General features: G+C 68.3%; 14 protein-coding genes. 8 read left to right on the top strand and 6 right to left on the bottom strand.

Going from position 1 to position 13,538, the window contains the following annotated elements; all coding sequences use genetic code 11:
- The first annotated feature begins 158 nt into the window (after positions 1-158).
- On the top strand, positions 159-410 hold the full coding sequence (locus UK23_RS52340) for a hypothetical protein (RefSeq protein WP_156213846.1): 252 nt from the start codon (positions 159-161) through the stop codon (positions 408-410).
- 4 nt (positions 411-414) lie between these two features.
- On the opposite strand, the gene UK23_RS44660 is transcribed toward UK23_RS52340, so the two are convergent.
- Positions 415-645, bottom strand: coding sequence for a hypothetical protein (locus tag UK23_RS44660; protein WP_045317912.1), 231 nt, complete (start codon positions 643-645; stop codon positions 415-417).
- A 220-nt stretch (positions 646-865) separates the two neighbouring features.
- Between UK23_RS44660 and UK23_RS50985 the strand changes: the two genes are divergently transcribed.
- Entirely contained in the window at positions 866-1,087 is a 222-nt protein-coding gene (locus UK23_RS50985) for a hypothetical protein (protein WP_156213847.1), read from the top strand.
- Between the two features lie 20 nt (positions 1,088-1,107).
- Here the strand turns inward: UK23_RS50985 and UK23_RS44670 are convergent, their stop codons facing one another.
- The 5 genes from UK23_RS44670 to UK23_RS49530 form a co-directional block, all read right to left on the bottom strand.
- Complete coding sequence (locus UK23_RS44670; protein ID WP_045317914.1) at positions 1,108-2,694, bottom strand: CocE/NonD family hydrolase; 1,587 nt, start codon at positions 2,692-2,694, stop codon at positions 1,108-1,110.
- On the bottom strand, positions 2,691-3,272 hold the full coding sequence (locus UK23_RS44675; RefSeq protein ID WP_045317915.1) for a TetR/AcrR family transcriptional regulator: 582 nt from the start codon (positions 3,270-3,272) through the stop codon (positions 2,691-2,693). Before UK23_RS44675 ends, UK23_RS44670 begins: the two co-directional genes overlap by 4 nt.
- Before the next feature lie 131 nt (positions 3,273-3,403).
- Positions 3,404-4,822, bottom strand: coding sequence for a hypothetical protein (locus tag UK23_RS44680; RefSeq protein WP_045317916.1), 1,419 nt, complete (start codon positions 4,820-4,822; stop codon positions 3,404-3,406).
- A 43-nt stretch (positions 4,823-4,865) separates the two neighbouring features.
- The gene (locus UK23_RS44685) at positions 4,866-5,867 is read right to left on the bottom strand and encodes a TerC family protein (protein ID WP_045317917.1); all 1,002 of its coding nucleotides are present in this window, start codon (positions 5,865-5,867) and stop codon (positions 4,866-4,868) included.
- 42 nt (positions 5,868-5,909) lie between these two features.
- A complete protein-coding gene (locus UK23_RS49530; RefSeq protein ID WP_052685608.1) occupies positions 5,910-6,770 on the bottom strand; it encodes a cellulose binding domain-containing protein in 861 nt (286 codons plus the stop codon).
- A 7-nt stretch (positions 6,771-6,777) separates the two neighbouring features.
- Here UK23_RS49530 and UK23_RS52345 point away from each other — a divergent pair, with 7 nt between their 5' ends.
- The 6 genes from UK23_RS52345 to UK23_RS44720 all read left to right on the top strand — a co-directional run bounded on the left by UK23_RS52345 (position 6,778) and on the right by UK23_RS44720 (position 13,517).
- The gene (locus UK23_RS52345) at positions 6,778-7,110 is read left to right on the top strand and encodes a hypothetical protein (protein WP_196778163.1); all 333 of its coding nucleotides are present in this window, start codon (positions 6,778-6,780) and stop codon (positions 7,108-7,110) included.
- Positions 7,111-7,174: 64 nt separating this feature from the next.
- On the top strand, positions 7,175-9,352 hold the full coding sequence (locus UK23_RS54380) for a pectinesterase family protein (protein WP_231114972.1): 2,178 nt from the start codon (positions 7,175-7,177) through the stop codon (positions 9,350-9,352).
- Complete coding sequence (locus UK23_RS44705) at positions 9,349-10,224, top strand: carbohydrate ABC transporter permease (RefSeq protein WP_231114973.1); 876 nt, start codon at positions 9,349-9,351, stop codon at positions 10,222-10,224. Before UK23_RS54380 ends, UK23_RS44705 begins: the two co-directional genes overlap by 4 nt.
- Positions 10,221-11,099 carry a carbohydrate ABC transporter permease gene (locus UK23_RS44710; RefSeq protein ID WP_045317919.1) on the top strand — a complete coding sequence of 293 codons (879 nt, stop codon included), beginning with the start codon at positions 10,221-10,223 and terminating at the stop codon, positions 11,097-11,099. Before UK23_RS44705 ends, UK23_RS44710 begins: the two co-directional genes overlap by 4 nt.
- 7 nt (positions 11,100-11,106) lie before the next feature.
- Positions 11,107-12,375, top strand: a complete 1,269-nt coding sequence (locus tag UK23_RS44715) for an ABC transporter substrate-binding protein (protein ID WP_045317920.1) — start codon at positions 11,107-11,109, stop codon at positions 12,373-12,375.
- Positions 12,372-13,517, top strand: a complete 1,146-nt coding sequence (locus tag UK23_RS44720) for an enolase C-terminal domain-like protein (protein ID WP_052685609.1) — start codon at positions 12,372-12,374, stop codon at positions 13,515-13,517. The genes UK23_RS44715 and UK23_RS44720 overlap by 4 nt, the downstream gene beginning before the upstream one ends.
- Positions 13,518-13,538 lie beyond the last annotated feature (21 nt).

The following is a 13,538-nucleotide window of genomic DNA, read 5'->3' on the forward strand; positions in this document are numbered from 1 at the left end:
ACCTCACCCGGCTGTTGTCGCTGATGACCGCTCTGTCGCCGGGGCGTCGGCCGTCCGCCCGGGAGTGCGCCGACGCACTGCTCGCTTCGGACCCGCCGACGCGCGTCGAAACGGTTCGACGACGCCCACGTGGACTGCTCGCCGTAGCATCGGCCGCCGTGCTGGTGGCCGCGGTCGGCACGGGGCTCGTCGTGCAGAACCGCGCCACCCCGGTGGAGTCCGCGCCGCCCGCTCCCACCACGACTCAGCCGCAGACCGTGCAGCAGACCGCGGCGCAGACCGGGCAGCAGACCCCGGTGCCCGTCGTGGAGCAGCCGGCCGCCGTGCAGCCGCCGGTCCAGCAGGAGAACAACAGCGGCAAGGGGAAGCCCGGCAAGGGCAAGGGGAACGGCAAGGGCAAAGGCCCCTGACCCGTCAGCGGTTGGACGACGGGAAGTGACCGCCACTGCTGCCCAGCGCGAGCAGTTCGGTGTACTGATCCTGCCAGGACCGTTCCGTGGCCAGCAGGTCAGCGAGCCGTTGCACCCACTCGGCGCTGACGGGCGGTGTGGCGCCGGTGGCGAGGTGCCGTTCGGTCTCCTCGCGGGCCTTGCGCCACTCGGACAGCGTGGGGACGACCGCGGGGCCGCCCTGCTCTTCTGACATGCGCAGACAGTACTGCGCACCGGGTGCGGCGCATCTCTGCTGTACAGTCGGGCCGGTCGGGGTTCGGAGTTGTCGGCAGCCCGCCGCCGCGGTCCCCCGATCCAGTTCGGCGTGGTGGTCATCCCGCCGGAGACAGGAGCACCGGCTTGCTGCCGGATCATCAGCTCTACCCCGCTTCATCCGAGTTCTTTCAGGTCGACGATGTCCGAGGTGCGTCCGCGTGGCTGATGCCCGGATGACCTCACTCGACTCGTCTCGCCCCGTCCGCCGCGCGGCGCTCGACTTCGCCGAGGCGAGGCTGGCCGCCGAACAGGCAGAAACCGTTCAGCAACACGCGGCGGCCCGCAGAGTGGCCGAACGCGCCCACGACGCGGTCGACTGCAGGGAACTTCTCGCGATGCTCGGTCTTTCCGGCCGGCTCACGCAAGGAGCACACGAATGACCGGGGCACCGTGAAGTGGTTCAGCGGACCGGAAGCGTGATCGCGGACGGCCGGGCTGGTCCGATGTGGACGGTCTGGTCGGCCGCGAGCAACGTGCTCGCGGTGGCGCGCGATTCCCCGGTGCCCGGATTGCGGGCATAGCGCGGGAAAGCGCCGCTCGACACCTGAACGCGGATGCGGTGCCCGCGCCGGAACCGGTACGCCGTCGGCCACAACCGGACGTCGGCGCGCTGCACTTCCTCGGCCCCGGTCAGGCTCACCAGGCCGTCGCACACGTTCCACGACCGGCCCTGGGGATCGACGTCGCAGAGCCGCACGAACACGTCGGCGTACGGCAGGCTCGACGAGAACCAGATCTCCGCGCTCACCTCGCCGATCACCTCGACGTCCTCGCCGAGAACAGGCGTGGTGTAGGTGAGCACGTCCGGCCGCGCCTCCAGGGCGGTGTTGTCGACACGGCCGGAGTCGTCGACCAACCGCACCCCACCGGCCGCCGGTGTGGGATCGGCAGGGTCGTGGTGATAGGAGTCCGTTGAGGACTCGCCAGGCTCCGCACCCAGCACACCGTCAGCGTTGAGGTGGAAGCGCCGCGGCTCGTAGCCCGGCGGCGGCCACGACGAGAAGTCGCGCCAGGCTTCCTCTCCCATCACGTACAGCCGGACCGGCGCGCGATCCGCGGGCTGCTCGCCCCGAGCGTGGGCGAGCCCGAACGAGACGGCCTCGTCGATCGGCGTGGAGTTGAACTCCGCGTGCGTCCACGGGCCGACGGTCAGCCGGGCGGGACGTCCTTTCGCCTGCAGCACCTCGAAGTCGCGCAGCTGGCCGGGCAGGAAGATGTCGTACCAGCCCCCGATCGAGCTGACCGGCACGGTGACGCCGGCGACCCGCGCGCTGTGGTCGAACCCCTGCCAGCGCTCGGAATCGGCGTCGTGGGTGAGGATGTCCTGGATGTAGGCGGAACGTTCGCCGAACGCGACGACGTCGGCCTCTCGCAACGGGAGCGTGCTCAGCGCTCGTGCGGTCTTCCTCTCCTGACCGGCCTGGCGCAGCATCGCCAGCGGACGTTCCTGGGTGCCGACGAGCACTCCCCATCCGAACGGCGTCTCCAGCGACATGCCGTCCGAGCGCAGGAACTCCAGCGTCAGAGCGGATTCCGTCACCACCGGGATCATCGCCTTCACCTGCGGCGGCAGCTGATCGGCGACGGCCCACTGCACGTGCCCCAGGTAGCTCAAGCCGTACAACACGATCGCGTCCGACCACGGCTGCTCGACCAGCCAGTCCAGGGTCGCGAGGCCGTCCGCGCGTTCCTGCGTCATCGGGTCGAACGTGCCGCCGGACCCGAACCCGCCGCGCACGCTCTGGATCACGACCTGGTACCCGCGCTCCGCCAACGGGCGAGCCAGGATCTGGCCGAACATGCGCCGGCCGTAAGGGGAGCGGATCAACGCGGTCGGCAGCCCGTCGCCACCGGACCTCGGCGTCCACCGGTCCGCCAGCAGCTCCACGCCGTCGGGCATCGGCACGCGCAAGTCCTTCTGCACCACGACGTTGCGAGTCAGCGGCGGTGAGAGCTTCAGCTTGCGTTCGACGAGATGACTGATCATCTGGGCTCCATGAGGACTGAGGTCACGGCGAGCAGCCGGTCGGTGAAGGCTTCGGGATCGAGCGGGTCGGCGGCGCCCGCGACCCAGGTCGTGATGAACGCCCCCACGCCACCGGTGATCAAGGCCGCGAGGTCGTCGACGGTCTGTGCGGTGAGCCGGTCGCCGTACAGGTGCTCGACGGCTTGCCGGTTCACCGGCAGGAACAGGCTGATCAGCCCCCTGTCGAGGGCGAAGGCGCAGGAACCGGTCAGCAGGGCGCGGTAGAACACCCGGTGGTCGGCGAAGTGCCGGACGGTGGCGAGCGCCAGCGCACGTTCGTCTGACTGCGGCGCGACGTCGATGCGCGGGAGCAACTCTCGGCGGACGAGGTCGAGCCCGGCCTCCAGCAACACCGTGTCGAGGTCGCCGAAGTGCTGGTAGACGACCCGGCGGCTGACGTCGGCGGCCTCGGCGATCTCGGACAGCGTGACCGCCGTCGTACCGCGTGCGGTGACCAGGTCGAACGCGGCCTGCAACACGGCCGCGCGGGTGCGGCGCACCCGGCGATCGCGCACAGGCTCGACCACGTGCAGATCCATACCTCAGATCATGCACACGTGTTACTAAATGTTCAAGTGTTACTTATCAGAGGAACTGTCCGGAGAGCTGCGCGCCGAGAGCAGGTGCGGAGCCGACTCGCACCTCGACATCGGCGGTGAGAGGTGGTCGATCACGCGCCCCGCCCCAGGTACTTCTTGATGCAGTGCACGACCCCCAGCCGGCTGGCGAACGCGTTGAAGTCGGCGAGCCGCACCACCGTGAACCCGAGCCCGGTCCACAACTGCTCCATCGAGTCGTCGATCACGGCCAGGTCCGCCTGCGGGCCGTACCCGAACGTCGGCAGGTAGACCGTCAGGCCGACGGAACTGTTCTCCACCAGGCAGTTGTTCCAGGTGATGTGGTGCCACGACCGGACGTTGACCGTGGACTCGGCCACCGCGCCCGCCGCCGCGAAGGAAGCGACGACTTCGCGTAGTTCGGCGCCATCAGGCGAGTCGGCGAACGAGCGCAGGGCCGCGAAAGTGAGCTGCTGGGTGATCTCAGGCCGGTGCACGAGCGGGTTGCGCACGACGTCGAACCCGAGCCGCGAGAACTCCGCGGCGATCTCGTCGTAAGCGGCCTGCAGGGAGAACGGGGACTTGGTGCCGAGCGCGGCGTCGGCGAGGTCAGGACTGCCCGCGAGCACGCGGAACCGGCCGTCGGAGCCAGGTCCGGCGAGCGTCACGAACATGTCGATGTGGAAGATCGGCTGCAGGTCGCCGGTGCCGCCACCGGGCAGGTCGAGCAGGAACTCACCGGCTTCGACGGTCGCGTAGTACTTCTTGAGCCCCAGCGGCCGTTTCGTGCCGACGAGCTGGAGCTCACGAGCGCTGTCGACGTGCCGGCTGAACAGCTCGCGCACGAACTCGACCTCGGTGCGCCCGGCAGGCACGCTGATCGGCAGTTCGCCGGTGCGGATCAACTCCAGCGTGTCGAGGAAGTAGTCGGTGCCCAGCAACCAGAAGTCGTCGCCGATCAGGCAGTTGCCGCCCTGGAACACCAGCGGTGCCTGGCTCGCGCGCACCGACGTGTACTCCTCGACGGTGTCCGCGATCAGCGAGTCGCCGGAACGCGGGAACGACCACGGCTCCAGCAGGTAGGTCTGGTTCTCGTCGCCGTCGACCAGCGCCAGGTAGCCGTCCTCGGCCCAGTCGGTGAAGTCCACGTAGTCCGGCATCGGCACGTACGTCACGTTCGCCGCGGGATGCCCGGCGAACCACGTTTCGACCGTCTGCCGATCGCTCTCGTGATGCACCACCACGAACCGCGTCCCGGCGCGCATCGCGTCGATCACCGAGCGGTAGCCCGTCACGAGCTCCGGCGACTGCACCCCGTAGGAGGGGAACGAGAGCAGCAGGCTCTCGATCGTCCCCGCCCACGACGAGATCAGGCTGGGCTCCTGCACGCCCGGCCTGGCGCGGAACACGTTCAGCGTCGCGGCGCGGGTGGAGTCGAGGGCGGGGAACAGGTCCGCGTCGGTGCGCTTGTGGTGCGGCGCATCGGGAACGAGGAAGCGGTGAGCGGCGTCTCCGTACGTGCCTGCACCCACGGTGCACCTCCGTGATCGGGTGTGGGAAGGATCCCACAGCGGATCACTCAGGTTCGGGAGATTCCTGATGTCCGCGCAACGAACCGGGGTGCGCCTTGGCCGCCGGGTCGTTGCGGGTCTTGATCAGGCTGGCCACGGTCACGACCACGAGGATCGCGATGATCACGCCGAGGCTGAGCGGGGTCGGCACCTCGGGCACCGAAGCCGAGATGTCGACGTGCGCCCAGTGCAGGATCAGCTTGACGCCGATGAACGCCAGGATGATCGCAAGACCCGCCGACAGGTACACCAGCCGGTCCAGCAGCCCCTTGACGAGGAAGAACAACGCGCGCAACCCCAGCAGCGCGAACGCGTTGGCCGTGAACACGATGTACGGCTCCTCGGTCACGCCGAACACCGCGGGGATCGAGTCCAGCGCGAACAGCAGGTCGACGCCGCCGATCGCCACCAGCACGACGAACAGGGGAGTGGCCATGCGCTTGCCGTCGAGCTTCGTGAAGATCTTGCCGCCCACGTAGTCGTCCGTGACCGGCAGCAGCTTGCGCGCGGTCTTCACGACGACGTTGTTCTCGACGTCCGGATCCTCGTCGCGGTGCCGGAACAGCTGCACGGCCGTGAAGATCAGCAGCAGGCCGAACAGCAGGAACATGAACGAGAACAACGACAGCAGCGTCGCGCCGACCGCGATGAAGATGCCGCGCATGATCAACGCCAGCACGATGCCGAACGTCAGCACCTTGTGCTGGTGCTCCTCCGGCACCAGGAACGTCGTCATGATGATCACGAAGACGAACAGGTTGTCGACCGAGAGACTCTTCTCGACGATGTACCCGGCGAAGTACTCCGCGCCGAACCCGCCGCCGTGGGCGCTGGCGAACCACACGCCGAACCCGATGGCGACGAGGATGTAGAACACCGACCACAGACTGGCCTCGCGGAAGCCGATCCGGTGCGGGCGCCAGGCCGCGAGCACGAGGTCGACTGCCAGCAGCGCCACGATCACGCCGATCGTGACCGCCCAAGCCAGTCCGCTGATCTCCAGCACAGAGCACTCCTCCGAGAAGTTCCCGTCCGTCTTAAGTGGACGTTACCGGACCGGGCACGGGTGGTTGTTCAAGGAGAACCCGGTCGGGGTGGGATTGTCGTAACGGGTGCTTCCGGTATACCCGACGGTCTGCTTGCCGCCCACCGGGATGTTGGCCGTGTACGCCACGTTGGTGGCATTCACGTCGGCACCGGACTGCTTGCCCGTCGCGTTCCACATGTCCGTCACGATCTGGCCGCGGGTGAACGTCCAGTGCAGGGTCCAGCCGGAGATCGGCGTGTTCCCCGTGTTGGTGATCGCCACGTCGGCGTTGTAGCCGCCGTTCCAGCGGTAGGTGACGCGGTACTCGATCGCGCACCCGAACACCGGAGCCGCGGTCGTGGTCGGCACGAGCGAGGGCTTCGTGGCGACCGGTGGCGGCGGCGGTGGTGGTGTGCTGGTCGGTGGCTTGGCCTGGCCGCGGCAGGGATCGCCCCACAGCCCGAGCCCGGCCTTGGTGGCGGCGACCTCGGCCTCGGCGAACGCGGGGTCGTGCGGTGAGTCGCCGCGCAGCACGCCCTGGCTGACCGCGAGCAACGCGTACTCGGTGCCGTCGTCGAGCCACAGCGGCACCTCGTCGACGATCGCCGGGTCGCCTGCGTCTACCTTCACCGGCTTGTCGAGCAGGAACGCCTTGGCGAACGCGGTGGCGGCGTTCGCCCAGCACTCCTCGGGCGCGGCGACCCCCTTGATGTGGACGCGCGTGGCGTCCGACAGCAGAACGGTGCGGCCGTCCTCCACCCCCTGGACGGTCAGGCTGTTCACGACGGTCGGCGGTGCGATCAGCCGGTGGCTGGACGTCGGCCCGGACGCGAGCGGAGTGGGCTCTCCGGTGCATCCAGATGCCAGGAATATCGCGGCCATCACCAGAATGGTCGATCTGGGTCTCATTCTTCCCCCGGTACTGCGGTGGTACGAGTGGAGCTGGGCAATGGCCGGAAAAGCTAGACCAGACGGCCGCGCCGGTCAATACGAGACTGATAAGTTCCGTTCGACGATCTGGCTGTCGAATCGTTTCGAACGCGCTGGTAGCGGCGTTGCTGCCGCGTTCGACACGCTGACAGATCGTGATGAGCACGTCATCTGGAGTGCAGCTCACAGGCCTGCGGGCATCTTCGAGAAGTTCGACTCGAATTCCCGTCGAATTACCTGTCGAATTGTCGAACGCATTCATTTCATTGACGCCTGGCGCACTCGTTCGTAATATCCGGTTCACGCTCGTGGACGGCGTTCATGAATGTGAACAACCATTCGAAGGGTATTGCGCCATGCGATTGTTCGTACGTGCGCTTGTGCTGGCCTGTGCCTGCACGGGACTGGTGAGCGCGCCCGCGCACGCCGGCCATGACCCGGCCAGGCAGGTGCTGCCCGCCGGGGACGGGTGGGCCTCGAGCGGTCCGGGGACCACCGGCGGATCGGCTGCTGATCGCGTGCACACGGTGCGCACCCGCGCCGAGCTCGTCGCCGCACTGGCCGCGCCCGCGCCGCGGATCATCCGGATCAAGGGGGTGATCGAGGCGAACACCGGCCCCGACGGGAAACCGTTGGCGTGCACGGACTACGAGACCGGCGGCTACACGCTGCCCGCGTACCTCGCCGCGTACGACCCGGCGGTCTGGGGCCGTGACCGCGAGCCGGAAGGCCCCCTCGAAGACGCCCGCGCGGCGTCCGCGCTGAAGCAGGCGGCGGTGATCGGGTTCGGCGTCGGCTCCGACACGACCATCGTCGGTGCGAGCCCCGGAGCCGGGATCACCGGCGGCAGCCTGCGGATTCACGGCGTGCACAACGTGATCGTGCGCAACCTGACCTTCCGCGACACCCGCGACTGCTTCCCCGCCTGGGACCCCGACGACAACAGCCCCGGCGCCGCGCCCGGCAACTGGAACTCGCTCTACGACTCCGTGTCGGTGCAGAAGTCCGACCACGTCTGGGTCGACCACAACACGTTCACCGACGAACCGAACGTCGACAGCACCCACCCGCTCTACTTCGGACGGCCCTACGAGGTCCACGACGGGCAGCTCGACATCACCTCCGGCGCCGACCTGGTCACCGTCGAGCGCAACGTCTTCACCGAGCACGGCAAGACCATGCTGATCGGCTCGTCCAACAGCTCCACGACCGACCCCGGCAAGCTCCGGGTCTCGGTGCACCACAACATCTTCCGCAACGTCGCCGAACGCTCGCCGCGGGTCCGGTTCGGCCAGGTGCACGTCTACGACAACCTTTACGAGGGCACCCAGACCTACAGCTGGGGCGTCGGCGTCCGGTCGCAGATCTACGCGCAGAACAACTACATCCGCGGCATCGCGCCGGAGAAGGTCGTCTACAACTGGGGCGGCACGGCCATCACCGACACCGGCAACCTCGTCGACGGCCGGCCCGCGAGCCTCGTCGAAGCGTTCAACTCGGCGTTCCCGGACAAGAAACTGGGCACGGACGCCGGCTGGACACCCACCCTCAACCTCGGGTTGGAGCCGGCGTCCAGGGTGGCGCACCTGAAGGCGGGCGCACCCCCGGCCGGGCACCACCTGAAAGTCGGGGACGGCTTCGCGACCGTTCAGGCCGCCATCGACGCCGCCCCGGCCGGTGCCGTCATCACGCTGCCGAAGGGCGTGTACCGCGAGGTCGTCAAGATCCCCGCGAACAAGAAGGGCCTGACCCTGCGCGGTGCCACCGGACGCGCCCAGGACGTCGTGATCGACTACGACAACGCCAACGGCACGAAGAAACCCGACGGTACGACCTACGGCACGTCCGGCAGTGCCACCGCGACCATCGCGGCGGACGGCTTCAAGGCGCGCGACCTGACGTTCCGCAACTCGTTCGACCGCGCGAAGCATCCGGAGATCACGAACACCCAGGCCGTCGCGGTGAAGACCACCGGCGACCGGATGTTCTTCGACCGCGTGCACTTCGAGGGCCACCAGGACACCCTGTACGCCGACAGTCCAGACGTGACGACGCGTTCTCGTCAGTACTACCGGGGCTGCGCGATCACCGGTGACGTCGACTTCCTGTTCGGCCGAGCCACCGCTGTCTTCGAACGGGCGACCATCACCGCGTTGAGCCGAGGCAGCGACCCGAACGGCTACGTCACGGCCGCCAGCACGCAGCGAGCCAACCCCCACGGCTTCCTGATCGTCGACTCCAAGATCCGCAGCGACGCGCCCGCCGGCACGTACTTCCTCGGCAGGCCGTGGCATCCCGGCGGCGACCCCGAGGCGATCGCGCAGGTCGTCATCCGCAACACCTCCCTGCCTGCCGCGATCAAGGCGGCGCCGTGGACCGACATGTCCGGCTTCCCCTGGCGTGAGGCCAGGTTCGCCGAGTACCAGAACACCGGACCGGGCGCCGGCAGGGGACCGGACCGTCCGCAGCTGACCGACGACCAGGCGAAGCAGCACACCAAGCGCGCCTACCTGGGCGGGTGGAACCCCGCGTGAGGACCCGCACGTGGGCGCCTTATGCGCTCATCGCCCCGACGTTGCTGCTGATGGCGGTGTTCCTGGTCTACCCGATCGCGTCGGTGGGCTGGTTCAGCCTTCGCCAGCACACCGTCACCCAGCCCTGGAAGAACGCCTTCATCGGGCTCGAGAACTTCCGCCGGATGCTCTTCGAGGACCCGTTGTTCTGGCAGAGCCTGATGTTCAGCGCCAAGTGGGTCGTCGTCGAGGTCGGCCTGCAGCTGGTGCTGGGCCTGGTCCTCGCGCTGATCGTCAACGAGACGTTCATCGGCCGCGCGGTCGCACGAGCGCTGGTGTTCTCGCCGTGGGCGGTGTCCGGTGTGCTCACCACCGGCATCTGGATCCTCCTGTACAACCCGTCCACAGGCGTTTTCCAGCAGCTCGCGCAGTGGGGCATCGGCGATCCGGGCACGTCGGTGCTCGGCGACCCGGCGACTGTCTTCCCGGCGACCGTGGTGACCGAGCTGTGGCGCGGAGTGCCGTTCTTCGCGATCTTGCTGCTGGCCGACCTGCAGACGATCCCCAACGACCTGTACGAGGCGGCCGCGGTCGACGGCGCCGGACGCTGGCGCCGGTTCGTCAGCGTCACGCTGCCACACCTGCGCGACGCGATCGTGCTGTCGACCCTGCTGCGTGCGGTGTGGGAGTTCAACAACGTCGACCTGATCTACACGCTCACCGGTGGTGGCCCGGCGAACCAGACCACGACGCTGCCGCTGTACGTGGCGCGCAAAGCCGTGGACTCGCACGACTTCGGCTACGGCTCGGCGCTCACGATGGCCGGTTTCGCGATCCTGCTCTTCTTCTCGGTCCTCTACCTGAGGCTGTCCAAGTTCGGGAGCCGAGCATGACCCAAACCATCACGCGCCCGGCGACGGTCGTGCCGCCGCCCGCACCGCCGCGGCGCAAGAAGCACCGCGACCCGAGCCGGTTCGTCAGGCTGCACCTGCCGCTGGCGCTCTACCTGCTGTTCACGCTGATCCCGTTCTACTGGATGCTCGTCTTCGCACTCCGGCCGGCGGGGGAGACCGCGCTGGTGCCGTGGCCGATCACGTTCGAGCACTTCGACACCGTGTGGAACGGCATCGGCTTCGGCCTGTTCTTCCGGAACAGCCTGATCATCGGGATCGGCACGCTCGTCGTCGTCACCGTGTTCGCGCTGATGGGCGGCTACGCGTTGGCGCGCTTCAAGTTCCGCGGCCAGCGGGTGTTCCTGCTGGCGTTGCTGTGCACGCAGTTCATCCCCGGCGCGATGATGCTGATCCCTTTGTTCGTGATCTTCAAGAACGCCGGCCTGCTCAACAGCCTCACCGGCCTGGTCATCGCGGACACCGCGTTCCAGCTGCCGTTGGCGCTGATCCTGATGAGCGGGTTCGTGCGCAACGTGCCGGTGGAGCTCGAAGAGGCCGCGATGGTCGACGGGTGCACGCGGCTGCGGGCGTTCTTCGCGGTGACGTTGCCGCAGCTGCGCCCGGCGCTGGTGGCCGTGGGGTCGTTCGCGTTCATCGGCGCCTGGAACAACTTCCTGTTCGCGCTGATGTTCGCGAGCAGGCAGGACAAGTTCACCCTCCCGGTCGGCCTGAGCTACGCGCTGGGGGAGTTCAACACCGACTTCGGGGCGCTCGCGGCGGGCGGAGTCGTCGCCGCGGTGCCGGTCGTGCTGGTTTTCGCCGTGGTGCAGCGGTTCCTGGTGCAGGGACTGAGCGCCGGCGCCGTCAAGGGATGAGGGAGAGATGAGAAGACTGCTCGTCGCGCTGGCGTTGGTGCTGAGCGCGTGTTCGGCCACATCGGACGGTCCCACGACGATCACGTTCTGGGACAACAACGGCGGCCCCGGCCGCACGCCCATCTACCAGGAGCTGATCAAGCGGTTCGAGGCGGCGAACCCGGACATCAAGATCGAGTACGTCGGCGTGCCGAGCTCGTCCGTGCAGCAGAAGTACGACACGGCCATCGCGGGCGGGTCGACGCCGGACGTCGGCGGCGTCACGACCTCCTACCTCGCGCATCTCGTCGGGCAGGACGCGCTCGAACCGGCCGACGACCGGCTGGACAACGGCCCGCTCAAGGGAAAGCTGCTGCCCGGACTGCTGGAGACCGTGCGGCAGACCGCACCGGACGGCAAGCTCTACGCCGTTCCCGCGTCCGGCAACATGGACATCATCTGGTACCGGTCCGACCGGTTCGAGGAGAACAAGATCTCCGAACCGTCCACGTGGGACGATCTGGCCAAGGCCGCGGCACAGCTGACGAAACCGGCGGAGAACCAGTACGGCTTCACGATCCGCGGCGGTGCCGGGTCGATCTTCCAGCTGCTGTCCGAGGCCTACTCCTACTCCGGCGTCGAGAAGTTCTACGACGGCGGCAGGAGCACGGTGAACGACCCGCGCAACGCCGAGCTCGTGCGCAAGGTCGCGGAGCTGTACAAGAAGGCCACGCCCGAAGCGGACGTGAACAACAACTACACGCAGATGGTCGCTCAGTTCACCGGCGGCACGGTCGCGATGATGCACCACAACCTCGGCTCGACCGCGGACGTGATGAAGGCGCTCGGCCCGGAACGCGTCGGCGCCATGCCGCTGCCCAAGGGCCCGTCCGGCAAGCGGACCGTCGTGCCGAACCCGACCGACGGGTTCGCGGTGTTCAAGGGCGGCAAGAACCGTGATGCCGCCTGGAAGTTCGTCGAGTTCCTGACCTCGGCGGAGAGCAACGGGTACTGGAACGAGAAGGTCGGCCAGATCCCCGCCAACACCGACGTGCGCGGTGCCGAGTGGATCCAGAAGAACCCGGCCGTGAAGATGGCTCTCGGCGTGCTGGAGGACCCCGCGACGGTGCTCGTGCCCGCGCCCGTCTACCTGCCGGAGTACTCGTCGATCACCAAGACCGACACCGAGCCGCTGTACCAGAAGGTGTTGCTCGGGCAGATGCCGGCGCAGCAGTTCCTCGACGAGCTCGCGGCGAAGCTGACGACCGCCCAGCAGGACTGGGAGAAGCGCAAATGATCGAACGGGTGGCCGTGCGCACGTTCGCCACGACCGCGTGCACGGCCGTCGACCCCGAGGGGCACCGGCATCCCGCGCCCGAGCACGAGGTGACCGAGGCGCTGCTGGAGATCACCGACACCGACGGTGTCACCGGGTACTGCCAGATCCAGCCCGACCACCTCAGGCCGGCCGTGCTGGACAAGCACGTGCGGCCGGTGCTGCGCGGGCAGGACCCGTGGGACCGCGAACGGCTCTGGCGGCTGATGGCCCGGCGGCAACGAGGCTCGGGCGGCGGGTTCACCGATCGGGCGCTCGCGTTCGTCGACACGGCGTTGTGGGACCTCGTCGCGCGCAAGGCCGGGTTGCCCGCGTGGAAGCTCGCGGGCGGGGCGAGAAACCGGATTCCGGCCTACGCCAGCACGATGTGCGGCGACACGGACGGCCTCGCGACACCGGGCGACTACGCGGACTTCGCCAAGCACCTGGTGTCGATCGGGTACCGGGCGATCAAGCTGCACACGTGGATGCCGCCGGTGCCGGGTGCACCGAGCGTCTCGCGGGACATCACGGCGTGCCAGGCCGTGCGGGAGGCAGTCGGGGCGGACGTCGCGTTGATGCTCGACGCGAGCCACTGGTACTCCAGGATCGATGCGCTTCGACTGGGCAAAGCGCTGGAGGAGCTGGACTTCTACTGGTTCGAGGAACCGATGGAGGAGGCGTCGATCAGCTCGTACCGGTGGCTCGCCGAGCAGCTGGCGATCCCGGTGATCGGGCCGGAGGTGGCGTGGGGCAAGCACCTGACGCGCGCCGAGTGGATCACCTCCGGGGCCTGCGACATCCTGCGGGCCGGCCCCGTTGGCAGTGGTGGCGTCACGCCGGTGCTCAAGACCGTGCACCTCGCGGAGTCGTTCAACCTGGAGTGCGAGATCCACGGCAACGGCACCGCCAGCCTCACCGTCCTGGGGGCCACCGACGCGGGCCGGTGGTACGAACGCGGCCTGCTGCATCCGCACGTGGACTTCGACCAGGTGCCGCCGCATCGGAACTCGATCGCCGACGCGCTGGACGAGAACGGGGAGGTGGTGCTCTCGTCGTCGCCGGGAATTGGTGACGAATGGAATTTCGAGCACATCGGTTCGCACACCGTCGAAATGTGGTGAGAACGATGAAGGGAACCTTCA

Origin of the sequence: Lentzea aerocolonigenes (genome assembly GCF_000955955.1) — a bacterium.
Taxonomy (GTDB): Bacteria; Actinomycetota; Actinomycetes; order Mycobacteriales; family Pseudonocardiaceae; genus Lentzea; species Lentzea aerocolonigenes_A.

What these genes read in the sequence shown, in the direction of transcription:
- UK23_RS44670 (WP_045317914.1), bottom strand. Translation starts at nt 2,694, where the DNA reads ATGATCAGTCATCTCGTCGAACGCAAGCTGAAGCTCTCACCGCCGCTG.
- UK23_RS52345 (WP_196778163.1), top strand. Translation starts at nt 6,778, where the DNA reads ATGGTCGATCTGGGTCTCATTCTTCCCCCGGTACTGCGGTGGTACGAG.
- UK23_RS44710 (WP_045317919.1), top strand. Translation starts at nt 10,221, where the DNA reads ATGACCCAAACCATCACGCGCCCGGCGACGGTCGTGCCGCCGCCCGCA.
- UK23_RS44720 (WP_052685609.1), top strand. Translation starts at nt 12,372, where the DNA reads ATGATCGAACGGGTGGCCGTGCGCACGTTCGCCACGACCGCGTGCACG.
- UK23_RS44675 (WP_045317915.1), bottom strand. Translation starts at nt 3,272, where the DNA reads ATGGATCTGCACGTGGTCGAGCCTGTGCGCGATCGCCGGGTGCGCCGC.
- UK23_RS44715 (WP_045317920.1), top strand. Translation starts at nt 11,107, where the DNA reads ATGAGAAGACTGCTCGTCGCGCTGGCGTTGGTGCTGAGCGCGTGTTCG.
- UK23_RS49530 (WP_052685608.1), bottom strand. Translation starts at nt 6,770, where the DNA reads ATGGCCGCGATATTCCTGGCATCTGGATGCACCGGAGAGCCCACTCCG.
- UK23_RS54380 (WP_231114972.1), top strand. Translation starts at nt 7,175, where the DNA reads ATGCGATTGTTCGTACGTGCGCTTGTGCTGGCCTGTGCCTGCACGGGA.
- UK23_RS44660 (WP_045317912.1), bottom strand. Translation starts at nt 645, where the DNA reads ATGTCAGAAGAGCAGGGCGGCCCCGCGGTCGTCCCCACGCTGTCCGAG.